Annotated in this window: 5 protein-coding genes; 3 read left to right on the plus strand and 2 right to left on the minus strand. The window is 43.2% G+C overall.

Translation table 11 applies throughout. The annotated features are described in order from the left end of the window. Positions 1-6: 6 nt before the first annotated feature. The 3 genes from HNR50_RS00520 to HNR50_RS00530 are packed head-to-tail and all read left to right on the plus strand — an operon-like array spanning position 7 to position 19770. Positions 7-14247: a cohesin domain-containing protein gene (locus HNR50_RS00520; protein ID WP_184742335.1), complete on the plus strand. Its 14241-nt coding sequence runs from the start codon at positions 7-9 to the stop codon at positions 14245-14247. Further along, the gene (locus HNR50_RS00525) at positions 14240-19249 is read left to right on the plus strand and encodes a peptidoglycan DD-metalloendopeptidase family protein (RefSeq protein ID WP_184742337.1); all 5010 of its coding nucleotides are present in this window, start codon (positions 14240-14242) and stop codon (positions 19247-19249) included. Before HNR50_RS00520 ends, HNR50_RS00525 begins: the two co-directional genes overlap by 8 nt. Further along, a complete protein-coding gene (locus tag HNR50_RS00530; RefSeq protein WP_184742339.1) occupies positions 19237-19770 on the plus strand; it encodes a hypothetical protein in 534 nt (177 codons plus the stop codon). Before HNR50_RS00525 ends, HNR50_RS00530 begins: the two co-directional genes overlap by 13 nt. Positions 19771-20353: 583 nt before the next feature. On the opposite strand, the gene HNR50_RS00535 is transcribed toward HNR50_RS00530, so the two are convergent. Further along, complete coding sequence (locus HNR50_RS00535) at positions 20354-20854, minus strand: hypothetical protein (RefSeq protein ID WP_184742341.1); 501 nt, start codon at positions 20852-20854, stop codon at positions 20354-20356. A 4-nt stretch (positions 20855-20858) separates the two neighbouring features. Continuing rightward, complete coding sequence (locus tag HNR50_RS00540; RefSeq protein ID WP_184742343.1) at positions 20859-21257, minus strand: helix-turn-helix domain-containing protein; 399 nt, start codon at positions 21255-21257, stop codon at positions 20859-20861. Between the last annotated feature and the right edge of the window lie 191 nt (positions 21258-21448).

Genomic DNA, 21448 nt, shown 5'->3' on the forward strand with positions numbered 1-21448 from the left:
TCTTTTATGAATATGAAAAAAGTCATTTTACTCCCACTCTTACTGATCACCTGTTTCTCTTTTCTCAACGCTTCACCTACTATTGAAGCGCGAATTGACGATGTCTCTTATGATATAGGTGATATCGTAACCGTAAGAATAAAAATAGACGACAATCCGGGCATTAAAGGATTGTTTTTCGATCTTTCATACGATAGTCAGAAAATGACATTCCTGGACTTCTCTGAAAGCCTTCTTCTTCAGAGGATTTATGAAGAGAACAAGCTCTTGTATGCTCATACGAATAACCAGGCTTCTCTGGAGCTCGGCGGGCATGTAATAGTCTCATGGTTCATAACAGAAAAAGGTAAAACTTCGCTTGAAGAAGGAACGTTTGCGGAAATACGCTTCAGAGTCAAAGAACGGGGGCTTTCGGAGGAATCGTTTCAATTCAGTTTCTCGAACAACAAAGCAGTTGATATCGATTCTGCTGAGATTTCACAGGCTGTCTGGCAGGATTCTGCAGCGTTTATCTTATATAATTCAGGTCTATCCAGTTTTGTGGACATAGTCTCCCCAAGAAATAATGAAGTCGTTTATAGTGATTCAATAATTCTTGATGCTTTATTTACAGACGGTACAGGATACAAACTTATAGCGGCAAATGATGCCAATAATTACATTTCAAGTCAGATAGATGGAACATCAGGCTCAGTGGTAGATTTACCCATACCTGTCATTGATGGAACAAACCAGATCGAATTGTCTCTGTTTGATCAGTCAGGAGAAAGAATAGCCCGGGACCAGATCAATGTAATCAAATCTTCGGACAGCAAATTTGTTAAAATAGTTAGCCCGGCCAATCACTCTCTTGTTAATACCAATATGGTTAAAGTCATTGTCTCTTCTGCTTTTGAAAATCCGAAAGTCAATGGTCTATCCATGGAAGCCCTTGGCGAATTTGATCAGCAGAACAGAGGCAACACTCTGTTTTTCAAAAACTTCTACTTAAAAGAAGGTTTTAATACTCTTACAGTAGAAGTCCAAAACGAGGGAGCCATTTATACCGATGAGATTGATATTTATTACCATAAAGATGATTCGGTTTTCCGCTTTGTATCGCCCGGAGCAGAGTCGGTTATAAAAATCACCGATGATTTAACTGTTCCTGTAAAAGGGGAGATAAGCTCAAGAATTGATGATACCTATCTGGAAAATACTGTACACATCCAGGCCGTATATCACCCACGAAATACTTCCAGGAAAAGCATTGTCCTTGTTAATATGGAACAAGCTTTAATTAAGGAAACCGATCTGCCTTCCGGTGATTCGACTTCCGCCTATATTTTCGAACTGGATAATCCGATTCAGCTTTCTAATCTTGATTCCGGAAGCATAGAATTGATCGCATATAAAAATAAAAGAGGGGGAACTGTTGATGATGAAATCCATCGTTCCTTCTACATCGACAGCGAAAGACTCTATATCGACCTGGTCCAACCGAATATACATACTGAAGATATTCTTGATACGGAAGATAAAGTCAAATATTTCAATAATGGCACGGATCCGACGGGTACGGGTATCGTTCTTAACGAGAATGGATCCTTTGTTCTCAATGCACAGGATAGAATTGTTGAATCGATAGAAACATTCAATACGGAAGGTATATCTGATATTCTTCGTTTGAGTAATGGCGATGTTTTCGCATTGGTTAATGACTCCGGGAAACTGAAGATTTATAAAAACGCATTTGGCGGAGATGTCTGGTCTTTAATTCTGGAAAAATCTAATCTACACGGATATGATCTCTGCGAAACTGATCTGGGTTTATTGGTCGGCGTTTCAAATCTTTACAATAACGAGAATTCCGGTCTTTACATCCTTCGCGGGAATGACCTTGTAAATATTTCCATTGGCGAACCTATACCTCATGTTCAGTTTATCAATGAAGAAGACGGACTTATCAGCTTGTATGGAAATGATTATTCCTATCTATACACCTTTAATATCTTTTCTCTGGAAGAAAATGGTTCATATCTTAAAGCCGGCATTACAGACAAGTATGAATTCGACAATAATTACTTTATTCAGGATTTTCATCTTACTTCCGGCGGCAATACAGCTGTTATCCATACTTTGGACAATGAAGTCCACTTCTATACCAAATCAGCCGGAGACGTTTACAAACCTGTTATCTTTCAGGGCGGACAGCTTTCCGAAGATAGAATTGCTAAAGTCGTAAAGGGCGAATATGTCGATGGCGATTATAATGCATTCCTGCTTATTGAAGAGGATAATAAATCACCAGTTGTTGTAATGGAACACAAAAGCAATAAGCGTTTCATCATAAACAGAGACAACAATCTTCACATACCAGAAAATCAAACACTCATAGGTGTCGACTTCTTCAATAATCTCTTTTCATTTGTTACTTATGATTCAACAAATAATCAATACAACATAAAAAGAGGTCAGATCCTTTTTGATTCTTTCTTTACCGAACCGCAGGAATACTCCTATTTGCCTGTCCAGCCGTATCTAGTTGTCAACGAATCAAATCTTGCACTGAAACAGATTGATGATTCTCTTATCTATCTCGGATATTCAGGAACTTCTGACGGTCTCTATTGCATGAGAACTGAATATCCTGCTGCAGGTAATATGGATTTCCTTTACAGTAACAGCGATATTGAAGGTTTGATCTCATTCAGTATTGAAGCGGACAGCTCGTGGGTAGATAATGACGCTTTAAAAATCGGGTTCTCAGTCGAGGAATACAATAATCCCAAATTCGGCTCAGAGGGAGCCCGAACGATCAAAGAGCTCCTTGAAATTAAAAGTGAATATTTCTCAGTTTACAGTGAAACTGCAAAATCCAGTTCTAGAAGCGAACTCATTACAGTCGTGTTCGCTGATATGCAACCGGCGAGCTCTAATCTGTTTTTTAATCTGGCTCTTGAAACGGCTGGCGGTCTTTCTCCTGAAATCCGCAAGTTGTCAATAACAAAGAAAGTGCCGGTTAAATTGCCGAGAACCGGCGAAACTGAGTTGCTTTTGCCTATAAAAGGCTACATTTATGATCCTACTGTCAGGGAGATTTCGATTGGAACAAATGGAAAGGTCCAGGTCGAAAACGGACAATTCTCTCATCTCTTTCCAATAGACTCTGTTGAAGATGAAATTGATATTAGGTTGTACTGTGAAAATATCGCATATGAAAGTGCCGAAGAGAATTTTACTGTCCAATTATTCGATTCGGTCAACACTATCGACAATATCGTTATATGCGATAATAACAATACTCCTTTAATAGCAGAGGATGAGTATAAGTATACGACTGAAGATTCGACTGTAAAAGTGAGCGGTTCTTTTACAGGTCTCATAGGTTTGGTTGTCGGTTTCGAAGTTCGCGATGCCGAGACTGATGCCCTTTTGAAATCCGGAATTTTCGAGAAGTCTTCTGTTCTTGAAGACGGTATGGAAAGCGGCACATTTTCAGATCAGATTATCGAATTGTTCCCGGACGAACAGACTCTGAATATCTATGTGGAAAATCCGGGCGGTCTCCGAACTGTATATACGGCGCCTGTATCCGGCAAGCGCCCGGAAATCTATTACAATCTGCCACTTTCAAGCCAGGAAATAAAACTGACGAATTTTGAAATCGATGATATTCCTCCAGGTAGTGAGACTATCAATGACAGCATTGTTTTTGACAGAAAACTTAATCTGACAGTTAATGAAAATCCATTTACCAATGTTTTTGAGAAAGAAATCTCCATTAGAGGGCAGATTTTCAGCAATTACGATTTTCAGGATCTGAAAGTTAAAAGTTACAATTCTGAAATCCTCTTCGAAGATGGCTCCGATGAGATTCTTATCAATGTCGATGCGCAGGGGCGGTTTGAAGTCTCAGTGATGGTTACTTTACCGGAAGAGATGAAAAACGATACCTATTCCATGGCTTTCATTCCAACGGCCCCATTTCTCCATGAATTAAGTCGGGGGCTTATTATAAACGCGGAGAAATCTCTTGTTTCTACGAACGTCATTCCTCAATTCGATGGTTATATGGATGGAAATAGCTGGGAGACTAGCGAGATTCAGGAACTGAAGAAGCCTGTGCGAGTTCGGATAGATCGATTTATTCCTGATGGTACAAAAATGACAATGATTGTCAATTATGAAGAAGAGATATCCGGGGTGTTGAAAGAGGTTAATCCCGACTCTAATGTATATAAACTAATGGATGGTTATGATGAAGTCAGTCTGAAGGGTGCGAAACTGGGGAACAACAGAATCCAGTGGTGGATCTCTTATGATAACCAAACCATTTCCACTTCTGCTTCATCGAAAACGGGAATGGTAGATTTTCTCTTCAACCTTACCGGAGATGTCTCCTATGTGGATACATCAGTGACTTTTGATGTCATTATGCAGGAGTATTACGATCAGAATACCTTGCCTCAGTTGATAGTTTCCAAAGATATAAATACATCGCTGGAGATTTTGTTCAATGAAAAAACCATACTCAAAGATAGCCGGAACGGAGAGGTCGGGCCTTTAGATTTGACCAGTCAAAATGTACGAGAAGGCAAAAACTCCCTGAAAATAAACTCTTTTCAATTGGACGGAACCGAAAAAACTTTTGTATATGAGTTTATGTTCGATTCAAAACCACCTCATGTAGAAATCAGTGGTTATACATATTCTGAGAACAATGATCATTTACTCTCTCTTAGTGCTGTTGTCGAAGACTACAATCTGAGGGACGCTGTCATTCTCTATACAATTGGAGGATCGGAAAGCGAGTATAATACTGATCCGCTTTACACATATATTGGCGATGGCCGTTTTGAAGTTTTCTGGGACTTAAGCAGCGAATCCTTTAATCCATCAGTAACCGAACCTATTAAAGTTAAGGTGACGGATCATGCCGGACATACACAAGAATCTGACGAATTTCATGGAATTGCCGATGGTTTGGCTAATCCGAATGAAGTTGTGGCCTATCCCATAATTATTGAAGAATCGAAAAAATACCATGAAGTTCCATATTTTGAAGGAGAAGCCGGAAATTCTCTCTTCGAAGATTCAGGAAGAGCGAAGTTTTTCTCATCCTCTGTTGGGATCGAAGGTCTGGAAATTGATGATACATATAAAATCGTGAGACCCGACTCAGTGCATTTAAGCAGTACTGACGGTACAAGAGATCTTTTAGTTGGCGGAACTCAAAACGGAAGCCTTATTGTTGAAGCAGGCCAAAGCGTTGTCTTCCACCCAGGCTTTTCAGTTAAGTCCGGCAGTTCTCTTTCCATAAGCACAGGAATGGATGAAGCTGCAAATCGCGAAGCGCCTGTTGTTGATTTTACTCATGATGAGAATTACGACTCAATGAGCTTTGCCTTTTACTATCGTTACGAGCAGGAAGACGAATACAGTAAAGATGATAAATACAAGCGCATTCTGACTCTGTTCGATTATGAGGATATTGATGCTGAAAATTGTGAGAGTATCTATCTCGCATCAAAAAATACAATTCCTGGAGATACCAGCCGTGTTTCTCTATATCTCGTTAGAGAAACAGGTACGAAAAATAATGAAATCTACAATTTTAATACTGAGACCATAATAGATGGCAGCACTTTAACTATCGATAAAACGGGATTCAAATCCGGGTGGAATTTAATCCTTTTATCATTGGATAGAACGACTAACTCCTTCTCTTTAGCAATAAACAACAAGGCTCCTTTGACTGAAAAATATTTATTCGGCAATGAGGAAGTTGATGATATCGATATATTCTCTTCTATACTCAATGCAAATAATATAAACCCCGATCTATCTCATTATTTCGGTAGTAAAATTGGAAATGAGAATGGCCATTTCTCCATTGCCCAGCCTTTCTATGTAAACCGTACTATCACGATCGATGAAGTCCCTGAACTCGAAAGCACACTACCAGCTGATTTTGTTGAACTGGACATACAAAACAGAAGAGAGTACAACTTCGATTCTGTTCAGGATGATATCGGAACGGAGTTCTATAATCTCAGATCGATTTCGCCGACCTTTTACTCTTCCTTGGAAAATTCTGATTACAACGATCCGGGGAAAGGTTCTCTGTTTGCCAGATCGGAACATAAGAATTATCTCAAATTTAGTACAGCCGGAAAATTATTGATTTTTGCTGATTCAGTCGAGCCGGCAATGTACGATGTAACCGCTTCGGGTAGCGGTGATACATTCACTATTTCGCCAACGAATGGTTCTGTTAAAACGGGAAGATATTTTCTGAGCAAGAAACAGGGAAATCACGGTCTTACAAACAACAAATTCTATTCAGTATACGGAACAGTCAAAATTGACGGTACTGCTGATGAAAACGATCCCGCAGCGGCATGGCTCGTTCTGCTGATTGACGGGAAAGAGACACGAATTCCCCTAAGGACCGGGCAGTTTCATCTCGTATACGATAATCAATCCGGTTCGACACCGAGCTCTGTCAAGCTCTACATAGAGACTACGGAGACAATCACATTTGAAAAAGATATTGTCTTCACGGAAGGCGATTACATTCTTCCGGAAGAAGCTCACAACGGTCTTGAACCAGCCAGAGTAGAAACTCTTTATCCATTCAGTACGGCAGGAACAGTCGACCTCTGGTATAAACCGATAAACATCAACAACAGCGGATTTTCAAGTTATCCCGTAACCATATTTGATAGCGAATATTTAACGCTCTTTACCAGACTGGAAGGCGATGATGAGACTACAAAGTTTAGCGCCAGATTAAAAGGGGATAGTTCTGCGGACCTGTTACTCGAAAGTGATTATCCGGTAACGAGCGGGTGGCATAACCTGCAGCTCAGTTATAGCGTCCCTGATAATATTGTTTATTTCTATGTTGACGGAAAGATCGCTGCAATGAGTTCAGGTTCTCTACCTGTCTCAGCTTCTATGAAGACATATGTACCCAATGGTGATAATATGGCGATCGGTGGTGCTCTTGCTGGTTCGGGAGCCAATGCGGATGGTTTTATAGACTCAGTCTACCTAAGCAGAATATTTCAGGATCTCAGATATGAAGATAATCGACCTGTTGTTTATACTTATAAGCAGAACAACGATGACTTCAATCAAACGGCATCGACTCTTAATGCCACTCTGGATATTGAAAAAAAATATTCAGGTACGGTTGACTCGGTTGTTTACACACTTGAATCAAGAGATGGATCTTATAGGAAATTCAATGAAGACGGTTCTGTAGCCGGTCACGGCTTCGATATCAATGCCATTCCGTCCGGGGCCTATAATTTCCGGGCATCCATGATAATAAATGGCTACAGATTCGACCATAGATCAGCCTTTATTAAGAATAACAGGCCAAATTTTTCTGTACAGAAAGCCACACCCCTAATTGTTAACGGTATCGCTGGCGATATAGGTTTCGGAATTCGCTTTGATGACTCCTATCTGTTACAGAGTAACGAGGGATTATATCCCGGTTTTGCCCTTCAGATCAGGGGTAGTCGTGAATCACAATTCGATAGAACTCTTTATGTATTCCAGGATCCCCAAGAGCCTGTATTAACCTGGAAATACGAATGGGGAGAGAGCGCCGATGATCCTTTGCCTGTAACGGTAGTTAACAATGAACTTCAATTGGTATTTGATCAGGTTATCTCTGTGGAAAATATCGAATGGGAGCTTCGTTCTTTCTATTTTGAAAACTCTTTTGTCAAATCCGTATATCAATTCGACAGGATTTCAGCAGATCGTGAGGGAACTATACCTATTGCGACTCTTTCTGTTGACAAACCCGTAAGACATATCGGTGTCGATAATGAAGAAATAGAGTACAAGCTACTTGTGAAAGTGGGTAATAAAAACGGTACCATTGACCGGAATCTGATGGAAAAACTCTCTATCGTTACCCGATCCGTTTCAACCGATCCGGAGTTCCCATCGGTCACGGAAGCCGAATTTAAAGTCAACGGAACTTCATTTGAGATTTATTACGATGATCTTCTCCCGGATTTCGGTTTATATAACTGTACTGTTTCTCTGCGTTATGAAAACGAAAGCGTCAGCTCCATCGTATTGCCTATCATATGGAAAAGCACTGAAGATACTCATGATGATATCGAAACGACAGTGAAGCAGCTCTCTATAACGGATTTCGCCCTGTTGTACCTTGACAGGGATGAAGTGAACGGAAAAATCGACAGCAAAGCAAAGCTGTATTTAGAGTTTAAGCAGAGCGGCATAGAAAGCGGACTCTATTACGATCTGGATGTTTATTCAACGGTAAACGGAGATGATTATTCTCTCTTCCACACACTGGACAGGATTCAAGTTGATGGTAATGGTTTCGTTATTATCAACGATATTCCTGTGCCGGAGAATAGCTCAAAGATAATTCTAGAGCTATATGAGCTGGAAGGAGAAACCCAAAACCTCTTGAGAGATAGAGAGCTTTTGATCCGGAATGAATCAGACGCCCCGGAAGTGGTCATTACCAATACGGTACCCAACAGGATTTCCTATAACAATGTTCTGTTTACCTGGAAAGGATTCTTGAATGGCTCTTATAATTCTGCTGTTCAATTCTCCTACAATTTCGACAGGCAGGGGTGGACAACATATAAAAGCGACTGGACATCGCTGGAGCTTTACGATCTTGAAGAAGGTTACCATCTCTTCGAAGTCAAAGCCTCTTACAACAGTGTCGAATCGGTCGTTCGGTCCGTGCCATTTTTTGTGGATATTCAGAAGCCTCAATTTGATTTAGATAAAATTGTCGTAGTACCAAATTATGAAGTTGACGGCATAATCAAATCTGCCAGAATTCATGGAAATGCCGGTTCGGTTACCGATTCGTCTCTTTCCGATTTATTTATCGGCGGAAAGCGAATCAGCTTTGCGGATGACGGAAGTTTCCCCTCTACTACGATAGATATTAGAAAAGATGGCTTGAATGAAATCATCTGTGCAGCTTTTGACGAAGTCGGCAATAAAACCGAACAGATTATCAAAGTCGATAATAGCATAACAGATATTCTCTTTCCCTCCTTCTCTAAAAACGTGTATTTCGCGCCTGCCACTTTGGTCGGCTCCCTCAATCCGGCCATTGTTACGGATGTGGAGATTTACTTATCCGATCCCGAGACAGTCGAATATGTTCCGGGAGACTTTTCCGGATGGAAAAAAGCGAAGATTAACAGCGACAGAACGTTCTTTGTGGAAGATGTTTACATAAATCCCGGTTCGATAGTCCGAACAAGCGATACGTCAATGACTCTTGCAGTAAAAACCAAAAGCGGACTGGTTTTCACCAGAGATATGACTTTCACAGCCAACCAGCTGATCCTTCCCATCGAAATGACTTTCAGTTCCCATGCCGTGGAAGGTGAGAATGCTCCGACATTGGTTCAGATTGATTGTAAGGCCCATGTGGATAACATTTCTTCCTGGAGCATCGATTATACGGGAGACGGAATCTACGACGATATCGTCACAGTGGACAATCCGCTTCTATCAAAAGAGAAAAGCTGGTCTCATACCTACTCAAGCCTGGGACTGGTATCTCCCAGGGTAAGAGTTATTACCACAGACGGAAACTACTTCTCCGTTTCAGACCAGATTATTATCCATGAACAGATAATGGAATCGAGCAACCTTCTGGTCAATAATCCCGAAAGCCTCTCGTCTATTCGTCTGGAAGACGGAACAGACAGAGTTTTTGTTCTGGCCGGTTCGGGAAGCAGCTACAGAATCGAAACCTATGAGATCGGAAGAAACGACAACTACATCTCCGACAAGCTGTTCACCATCTCCCTCGAGGGATTGGGGATCGATAATCCGGTGGACATTCATGCCATTGGAAAGGAAACTCTGCTAATCGCCTCAAATAGAGCGGGCAGCGGATATGTTTATACGCTAGAAGCCAATGAGTTCGGTAACTACGTAATCAATTCGGATTTGTCATTCTCCCTCAACAATCCGGTCAGGGAATTGGAAAAAGTGGGGAACTCGCTCTTCATCTCAGTAACAGACGCAAATTATATAGCCGAACTGGCTTTTGACGACGGAATGCTTCAAAAAGAATCACTTGAGATACGCTATATCGACAATCCATACTTGAGAGAAGTAGGCGCCAACCTGACAATCGCCGGTGAGAATGACGGTCTTATCGTCGCTGATTACAGCGCCAACAGAATATTAAGCCTGGATCCCGATTTCCGCATAGCCGATTATTATGACGATTTTGGCGTCGGCGAGCGGGAGTTCCAGAGACCATCTCTTGTTGAGACTGCGGAAAACAGAGTCTTCATATTCGATGAAGTCCGAAAGGACATTCAAATCTTCGACAGCATGTTCAATTCCGTGGCGACGCTTCGTTACACTGCAGAAAGCACTAATAATTATATGGAAGAAACCGCTATGGACGATCTGAAAGATATGACTATAGTGATTAGAAACGAAGGCAACAGGCTCTATTATTACGCCCTTATGATCAGCGGCAGCACAGGAAAGCTTTCCATGATAAGACTGCCCCAGTGGGAAGAGCTTCGGGCAAGTGTTCGAAATAATAAAATCGTCTTCCTTAAAGACAGAGAGATCTTTACGGCCAAACCGGACGGAAGCGATTTGAGAAGAGTTCTTTCAAGCGACAGCATTCCCCGAATCGAAGGCGTTCTCGATTATCCGGCAATATCGCCTGATGGCAGGAAAATTGTCTTCACTTCCCGTGTCGAGCTTTACGACGGTAACGGCGATCCTTCTGCAGGCGGAAACCAGCATGCCTATGACAATCTCTATATGGTTGATATTACAGGTGAGAACCTGACAAGAATCCCTCTGGGAATTATTAACAACTTCGAGATAGAAAGACCGGTTTTCAGCACTAATGGCGACAGGATAATCTGTTCCGCTAAAGAGCCGGGAGGCAATTGGCAGATCTATACTTACAATTTGGAAACAGGGGGTATCAGCAAACTGTTCAGTTCCGATGAGAACGTTCGCTTCCCCTATTATTCGCCTGATGACCGGTTTGTTGTTTTTACAACCGATTACGACGGAGACGAAGAAGTCGTAATAGCCGATGTAGAAAACGTGAATATGAGGGTTGCCGTAACCTCAAACAACACACGGGATTCCTATCCTGTCTGGAGCGGGCTCTATCCCTATGAAATATCCAATACCGATCTTGATATCGACTCGAAAATCGCTTTTGTTAGCGAGAGGGACTTCAAGAAAACCGCATACTTCACTTATATCTCCAGGCCGTCGGAATCGGATATCAGGATTGTGAAGAAGACAGGCGAGGAGATCGGTAGCGATCCCGACAGCGCGGCAATGGAAATCACTTCCGCTGCCGATGAAGCCGATTACCCCAGCTTTACGGGAGACGGGCAGTCCGTTGTTTTCGAGTACCAGAAAGACTGGACGACCGGTCTTATGAGATACGATTTCAAAGATGTATCGACCGGGATAATGAATCTTCCCGAAGATGCGTCCAAGCCGGCCGGTATGAAGAACATGATTGTCGATTTTGATATTGAGCTGTTGGATGGGGACGATCTTTACCTCAGCTGGGATCCCTATACTGATAAGAAAACTTTTTATACGGTTCAGTTCAGACTGAATAATGAATCGGCTGGATACACCGAGAAGAAGTTTTTTACCGACGGCCATGCAGTTCTCAACGATATGGAAATGGGATCGGAATATCTGATTCGCGTATGCATAGTCGAAAACGGCGAAGAAGCGGCAACTACGCTCTGGAAGAAAATGACCATGCCTGTTGTTGCGGCGAGAGCGGAAATTACAGTTGATGAAGTAAATCCCTACCTCGTACACCTTAAAGCCTGGAAACCGACCGAGGAAACACAGTGGCAGTACAGCTGGATTATCGACAATCAGGAAATTCCCGTACAGTCGACTGAGGAATATCTCTACGAGTTCTCCACAAGCGGCACTAAAACCATAATGCTGAAGACATCCGATTCGGCTAAAACTTACTCCGATGTTTCCGATCCGGAAACGGTGAGAATCATCAGCGATATCGTACCTTCCATTGAGTATGTTCTGCCTGATGATTCCTCTTATGTGGAATTAAGCGCAGAGAACTCTCTTGGTGAGAGAATAGACTGGGCTTCGGCCAAATGGACCATTTCCGGTCCGGGCCAGAGTCCTTTGGCTCCGGTTTACGGATCGAAAACCATTATTCCGCTCGATATTTTCAAGCACAAGGTCAATGTGAACCTGGCTCTGACCAGAATCCCTGTTAACGGACAGGTGGCGACCGATACGATAGAGAAAAACATTACCATTGACCTGGATTTTAAAGATGTGAAACCCGTCATTACCTATGATGTGAATGAAAGCGATCCGAGACTGTTTACATTCTCCGGTTCAAGCTCCATAGGCAATATCGACTGGTACAACGCTTTGTGGACGGTATACGGTGACGGTATCGTTCTTCATCAGCAAAACGGAAAGAGTTCCATCTCCTATCGTTTTCCGGAGAGCGGAAGTGAGATCACATACACTGTTTCTCTGACCGTACCGCGAATCAGCGACGGCCAGTCCGAGACGGCTACACAGCTCGTATCTGTAGAACCCGCGCCTCTGGAACCGGTTATTGACTATGAGATTATTACTCTCGAGGAATCGGGGAACACTGTGGGCGCGAAAGTTCTTTTCTCCTGCTCCAATTCCAAAGGAAGCAGTATTGACTTCAGCAGCGCACGCTGGTCAGTACCTGTCGCGGGAGCTTATGGCGAACAGCCCACGCAGATCGGACCTACGGCCATTTACAACCTTTTTAATGCCGACGGCGCTTCGCAGGTCGAAGTTTCCCTGACTCTTATGAGAAAAGGCGGCAGCGATGCCATTACCGTTTCTGAAAAAATCAATCTTGTTCCCGGCGATGTAACCAAGCCTGAGATTGTCGTAAAGAAAAATACAGAAAAGACCAGCAGCGGACATGCTGTAATTCTCGATGCCCTATCTTCAACCGGTCCCAATATCGACTGGGAGAGAACACAGTGGCTCGTCGATGGCCAGTATGCAAAAACCGGTCCGGTAGTCCGTTACGATTTACCCAACTCCGGAGAAGAGCAGGTTATTCGCTATGTCTGTACACTATTTAGACATGGAGACGAGCCGATCACCGATCAGGGAGAAGTCATAGTCGGCGGAGATACTATAAAACCGCTGATCAATCTGACGGAAAACCTCGGCAACAATGTGTTCCGACTCTCCGTCGAGAAAACTGAAGCCACCAATGTCGATTGGACCAGGACGACCTGGTATATCTTCGACGGAAATGAAAACGTAGTAAAAAAACAGGGGTCCAATATCCTGCATACCTTTGTTCCCAAGAGCGAAGCCATGGGTTATCCCGTTATGGTGGAGATGTTCTTTCAGAACGATGACAGACCTTTTGTGGGATACAAGACAATTGATATCGAAGGCGACGAGCTTGTCCCTGTCATTACCTGGGATCTGGGTTCGGGAGGAGGAGATGCCAATGTCATCAACTTCTCGGCCCAAGCTTCTTCGGGAAGCGGAATTGACTGGTCCCAGACCAAGTGGACTTTTGGCGATTCTTCAGAATCTCAATACGGGGCTTCCGTATCCCATGAATATACAATCGATGGGGTATCGAGGGAATATAAAGTGTCTTTGACGCTGCTAAGAAGAAGCACAAATGGCGTTCAGGAAACGGCGACGGTTTACAAAACCATTAATATTGCCAGCAATGAGATCAAGCCCGTACTGAAAGCCCAGCTTCATGGAGACGGATATCTTGTTCTCACTTCCGAAGCTTCGGAAGGTCGAGGGCTTATGCTGGATAGGACTTCCTGGTTGTTTGAAGGGGAAGGTGATAGTCAGAGTCTTTCTCTAAATACAAAAGAAGGAACTATGAGTTCAACTACAGTAATTGATGATAACTCAGTTAAGTTTAGTGCTAGTGTTGGATTTGGTCCTGTTTCTGCCTCAAGTTCATTTGTCCTAGGCGATGTAACTAACACAACGACTAATGATTATTCAGATTTTATAGATAAAAACGAATCCTTCTCCACCTCCAACAGCCATACCGGAGCAACATGCCGACGGTATGTCGGAGATCAGAAACGCATAGTCGTAACCATGTTCGTCTATCGAATGTCACCGGACGGCGGTATGACGGGAGAATCCATAACGGTCAATGTGGACTGTGATGAAGCAAGATCCGGAGTTTCATATGAATAGGAATAGAATGATGAACAGAAAAATTATTTTTACAGCCTTATTCCTCATGGCGGGATCATTGATTTTTGCCCAGCAGGATAGCCGGTACGATGCGGGAAAAAACCTCCCATTTAATCAGAAAGCCGGGAATGTCGATCCCCAGACCGGTAATGTGACAGTACAAGTCACTGACCTCTCTTTGCCCGGAAGGGCGGGGATGGATTTCTCTTTTGGAAGGATCTGGAAAACAAACCAGTCCAATATCTTCTCCATGTCGCGCAATCCAGTGGACGGCAGTAACAGGCTCACCTCCCACACTATCGAAGAAGTCAACAATATGGGTGCGGGCTGGGCGACCAGTCTTCCCTATATCCTCTCGGACGATAGTTCCGGCGATAGAATTATCAGTCTGTTTTTCGGAGGTGGAGCGTACGAAATCGATCAGACCGGCGTAAAGGTTCGCAACTTAAACAAATCGAACATTCTGTGGTACGATCTTCTGGACAAAAGAATTTATGAAGATTCTTCAAAAGCCTATACAGACGGACCAGTTGCTGTTTCTTCGCTGTCATCTTTTGGAGTGGCCGATAACGATTCCGAGAGGAACAAATACGAACTTATTTTAAAAGACAACAGCCGTTATCTCTTCCGACCCGACGGAAAGCTAATGACGCACATCGATAAAAGCGGACTGAATGAGATTTGGTATTACTACGATTCCGCGGACAGACTCAGCGTTGTTGTGGATACAATTGGCCGCATCATCCGGTTTTCCTACGATGGTGATTCAAACCTGGAAAAAATAGAGTGGGATGTCATTTCACATGAAATCGGCGAAGACGGTTCCAGAAAAACTGAAACTGAAACCAGATCAATAACTTACAGTTACCAACCGGCATCCAATTACTCCAATGTCTCCTCATTGGTCGGGCTGGTAAGTGATTATAATCCTTCTTATGCACTCACATCGGTAAAGGATGCCATGGGGCATGAGACCAGGTATGAATACACAGATGTCAAAGCCTCATTCAGCTATGAAAGTCACCTCTCTCATTGGCAGAATGCTTCTCTGCTTCTAACGGGTATCAGAAATTTTGTCGATGGAGCCGATCTGGCCCTTAGTGAAAAACGCTATGAATACGCCGTTCCCGCAAAAGGAATGTACACAAAATACTTCTGGGGCGGATACATGGAGTATTACAAGGTCAGCCGTCAGTGGAATATCGACCGCGAGGGAAGAGAGGTCGGAAACACTACGTACATCTACCACGACAACAATGAGGCGGGTAACTTCAACTGTTACACTACACTTGTCGAAACAGGCGGCGTTCGGCAGACCTATCTCTACACAATCAGTTCCGATCCCTCTCAGAATGATGTTCTTGATACTCTGACAACGGAAACAGGCGACGGTTATGTGGAGCAGACAGATTATGTCTACAACTCGGACAGAGTTAAAACACTTGAAGAAACATACCGCATGGGCCAGTTTGCCTTTAGTCAGAAATATCTCTATGACCTTAAAGGAAACCTTAAGGAGCATACCGATAAAATGGGTCTGGTTACTGTTAAGCAATACGATGATAAGTACAGCATCCCCGTTCGAGAAACACGGCTGTTCCAGTCGGCCGGAGAAGACAAAGAATATGATCTGGAAAGAGTTCTCACTCCTTTGGGGCAAGTAGAAAAGGAAATCCTCTATATCGACGATGAAGGCATAACCCGAGGATTAGTTACTTCTTATGATTACGATTCATTTGGCAATGTCATCAGCGTTACCGATCCGGGGGGCATTGTTTCTCATACTGTCTATGATAGCGCCGTAAATGCCTGGCCAGTCAGATCCTGGCAGATCGTGAGCGAAGAAAACTATCTCACACGGGCCGATGCCGACTTCTGGTTCAATCTTCCCGACACGACGAACCAAATCAAACTTAGCAGCTGGCGGGTCTTCAACTCCGATGGTTCCCCATGGCTTGAAGTCGATGCCGAAGGTTTTGCGGTGGAGCATTATTACGATGACCTGGGTTCTGAAATCACCACTATTTATCCCGATGAGAATGATGTTTTACTCGCAGGAAGTGACTTTGATGATATATCCACCCATGTTTCGTGGTCAGCCTTCCTGACAAGCCGGGAAAATAATCCCGGAGTGAGGCAGCAGATCAATTATGAAAATGCCTACGTTAAAACACTAACTGATTTTGAATACGATGATGCCGGTCATAGCTGGAGCACGCTTTCTACGGCCGTTCAGCAGGACGGCCTGGGCAATGTGGTAAAAGAGATCACCTACGGAGCCGGAGGTTTTGTACATGCTGTTAAAACCATGACATACGACCTCTACGGGCGAATGGTGGCTCTGACGGATCCCGATGCGGGAACTACTTCCAGTTCCATCTGGGTCAATGATGTAAAGGTTAACAGGTTCGATAAAACCTGGCTGGTAAAATACGACGATCTGGGACGAACAATAAAGGTTCTCTATCCCGATACGGGAAGCGGAAGCAAGATTAAATTGATCCGATACAATGACAGGGAAAACTCCATAATGACCACCGATCCTGAAGGTTCCGATGTTTATGAGCGAATGGATTGGAATGGCAATGTGGTTGAACGCATCGCGTATGGAAACTCATCAACCGTTTCTACAGAGAGACAGACTTACACCTTCGAGTATGACCAGCTGAACCGGATGACAAAATCAACCGATCCCGAAGGGCAGGAAACCGGATATCGCTTTGATGAGAGAAACCTGCTGATTCGTCAGATTTACGGAAACGGCAGTGATTACATGATCTATAACGACAGAGGACTTTTAATATCCAAAACAGATAGAAAAGGTCAGATAATTGCGTTCTCTTATGATGAAGCGGGAAGAAATACCCGAACCGAATACTACAAATCTGGAGCTGTAACTCCAGATGATACGGAATATCGCCTCTATGATAAACGTGGCAATGTTATCCGCGTAGAGAACAAGACTTTGATTGAACAATGTGAGTTTGACGGAGCAGGCCGACTAGCCTCCCTTAACCGCAGATTGAAAGACATTCTCCATAGAAACTCAATAGCAACGGTTTACGGCGGATCAGTCGCAGACCAGGTTTTCTCCTTCGATTACGGTTATACGGCTAGCGGACTGCTGCGACAGATGACGTATCCCGACGGATCGGTACACGACTTCTCCTATGATCAATACCTTGGGTATCTATCATCGATTGGTGAGGGTAGCGATGAAGCTGCCATAGCTCCTTTTGTCACCGATCTTAAATACAACAAAAGCGGTGTTGTTACGGAAATGGCTTATTCAAACGGCACAACTCAGCTCTGGGACTTTGACAACCGGAAACGGATAGAGCGGATACGGATAGGTATGACAGATACTCCCGGGAGATATATAGAAGATTTGAACTATCAGATTGACGGCTCGGGAAATATAAAGGCTATTAATGATAATAAGTACGGATACGATGGATTTCATAGAATTGCAACGGCTGATACCAAATTGCCGGAGATTCCCGATGCCCGGGCCATTGTAGAAGAGCATTTTGGCACCTACAACGGGGGAGATCCTGTCGAGGGGAGAGTCTACGATGCCGCGGCGGATCTGTATCCCAATGGAACGGCTGACGGAAGGGTAAACGGAGAGGATTACCTTCAGGCTCTTATCGATCTGGAAGGGGCGACCGCTGAAGGAGATCTGCCATTTGACAGGGAAAGTTTTGCCTATGACCGCAATGGGAACAGGACTAAGATTGTACAGAATGGAGATGAGTATTTCTATTCCTATGGTGAGAGAAATCGACTCGAGAAGATTGACGTGAAAAGAGAAGGGGAACTTTCCCGGACACTTTATGCCCAATATGCCTATGACGAGAACGGTAATACAACTTCACGAACCATCTATGGACAGGATGGAATTGAGACAGTAGTATTTGAATACGATGTACTCAATCGCCTGATAAAGACTACCAGAGGTTCTGAGTATACTGAGTATACTTATGATAATGCGGGGAATCGCGTCGTTAAGGTTTCTTCCGACGGTTCTTTAACCCTGTATTTAAGACATGGTACAATTGCAGTGGCGATGGATATGGAAGTTAATGGAGACCAGACCGATGAAAAAGGCAGCATTAATCGCTATGTACTTTCCGGGGATTTAGTCGCCGGTCGAGTCACGACTACAGTAAATGCAGATAATTCTACAGATACTGAGAAGAACTTTTACCATCTTGATCATTTGAATTCGACCAAGGTTGTGACTGATGAATCCGGTGAAGTTGTGGTGAACTATACATACCGGGCTTTTGGGGAGCAGCTGAAGAGATTGGATTCGGCAAATAATCCGACGGAAGATTTGGGTAAATATTCATATGGTGGTAAAGAGCTGGATGAGGATATAAACCTATATTACTTCAATGCAAGGTTTTATGATGCGACGACCGGACGGTTTATCAATGTGGATCCGGTGCAGGACGGCACAAACTGGTATGCATATGTAAACAATGATCCTTTAAACCGTATCGATCCGACTGGTTTAGAGAGTGCTGATGCCGCTTATAGTTGGGTTAAAAGCTTCGAAGATGCACCAGATTTTAAAGAACCTGTTGATGCTCCAGTTACTTCAAAAGCTGGACCTAGAGAACCTCTTAATACATCACAAGGTGAGTCCTCTCCTATCCATAAAGGCTGGGATTATGCCCCAACGAATGGAGAAACTCAAACATACGGAGCTTCTGCAGATGGAAAAATCCTTGTAACCGATTCGAGGAAAGATATCGGGAGTTATACAGTTCTTGATCATGGGAATGGATGGCAGTCACACTATTATCATGATGATGTACCTTCTCTGTATCGGGATAATGAACCAATCGAGTCTGGACAAATGATTGGAGGTATGGGCCAATCAGGAAAAGCCACAGGTCCTCATCTCCATTTTGAAATCAGAAAAGACGGTGAGAGTATTGATCCCGCAGTATTTTTTAACAGAAAGGAGGTTATGACAGGATGCCAAGATTAAATAAAAAGCATGTGATTCTTTTAATCTTAGTTTTAAACTCGATAGTTTTGTACGCTGGAGATCCGGGCTACATGCCTCTGGCAAAAGAAGATTTTGCATTTAAGAAATCTGGATCTAGTCTCTTTCTAAACCAGAATATTGAAGAAGTTATTGGATTTTTAGGCGATGGTTACAGCGAAGAAATAATAAAGAGCAAATCCAATGAAAAATGGGACTTCATTATTTTAAACTATGAGAATATCCAAGTTTCATATACACGCGGATGGAAGAGTGTTGATCGAATAATCATTAGCGATGATAGTTCTTTCGAAACAGCAAGAGGGATAAAAATAGGGTCGACCATTGAGGATGTCCGAAAACTATACAAAGATATTTTGTTTAGTAACTATGACAATAAACTCATTGTGTTCTATGAATGGTTTGATGATATGGGGATTATTTCAACGAATTATTACATTTCATTCACCTATTCAGACGACTCTGTTGTTGAGCGCATTGAAATAGGAACAGCAGTAGACTAATCACTCTTAAAAACAGACAAATGGAAAAAATTCTCATCCCAATTAGGGATGGGGATTTTTTTTGTCTGCTCTGGTGAGTTTTCCGGGATTCTGTCGACGTGACCGGATTGGGAAAGCCCCACTCTGAGCCCCGAAGTGAACAGAAGAAATTCTGATTACCCAAAGGTTGAACTGACAGTCAAGCGACGGCTTTGGCGGTTTCAAGAACCTGAATGTACAACCGGCGAACCGCAGGGCTGTGGGAGGCTGAATTTCAGGGCAGCTTTCGATAAGACAGTCTTATCGGACGCTGGCCGGTCCGGCGGTTCCGTATGATGTGATCTGTTTAACAAAATCAATTTACTGAGTTTTCGACCAGATCCGGAGGAATTCAGCCGGAACAGCTTCGGGGCGGTGGCTGCGATGATCGTGGCCGAACCCCGATTATGATTTTGTCATAACAAAGACGCTGAACCAGACACCGGAATCGTCGCTTTGGCTCCTCATCCGGTGCAGGTTAGCTCCCGGTTATGATTTTTATCTATGATGTCCCGGAAAATCTCAATAAATCCCGTATTACAACCATAAATTCTGATGTTCGATGTTAAATCAATCTTCGTTTCTTATATTTTATTCGTTGTTTTCGTTGGCGTTTATTGAAAATGAACAGATCGCGGAAAAAAACATGTAGTTTCATTACAAAAAACACGACCCAAAGCATTCCTGCAAAAACTCCGATCAGTGCGGCAGAGTAGCCCAGAATGCCCTTTATCAGAAATTTCCCTATCACAATAGCTATGGCTACTATCGCGTATCCTATCGATGACAGGGCCAATCTTGCTTGTATTTTATTCCACAAATGGACGTTTTTCTCATTGCATGACAGCTTCCACATTTCAGAGAGAAGATGATATGAGACACCGCCCCCGAATGTCAGAATTGAGAAGAACAGGTAATTGTAGAAGAGACTTTTTTCTTTGGCCAACGCAAGAGAAAAGTACCAGAGAAAAAGGCTTGAGACCAGAAAGAACAGAGACATGACCATTCTCTTTCTGAGTTGAAACGATGACGTTTTGGATTTCACTTTACTTCTTCTGGCAATCATGAGGTTATTCCCCGGAAGAATTTGAAGAATCCATTCCGGCACCCTTCAAAGCGTTATCAATAGTCTTTAGAAGCGCTTTCTGATCGAAAGGGGGCAATGATTCAATTTTCCTCATTCTCTGGCTTATTTTCAGGCTTACCGGTGAGGCATCTTCTACCGGGGAAATTCCGAGGATTGTATCTGATGACACTTCAAGAGCTTGGGAAAGCCTGATAATCATCTCGGCATTGAGACGGACACGGCCTGTTTCGTAATCAGATATTAACTTCTGTGTAATTCCGATCTGAGCGGCTAATTGAACCTGTGTCAGGCCTTTTTGTTTTCGATACCGGGTAATATTCTCTCCGATGTCGATGTCTTCCTGTGAAAGTGGCGGTAGTTTGTTTTTCAATGGTCGAGGCATGGTTCTATTCTACACCCAAAAGCTAAAACTGTTCTTGACAATACGTTTTGAAAGTATATAATTGTGTTATGTTGGGACTCAAAATTCGTCCTTGACACGTTTTGAAAAAGTACCTGATTACAGGCAAAAACCCCTGAGTTGAAGGGGATAAAAAAAGTCCTGCTTCCCAACGTCGCCAAACGGTTGAAACA

The organism is Spirochaeta isovalerica (assembly GCF_014207565.1).
In the GTDB taxonomy this organism is placed as follows: Bacteria; Spirochaetota; Spirochaetia; order DSM-2461; family DSM-2461; genus Spirochaeta_F; species Spirochaeta_F isovalerica.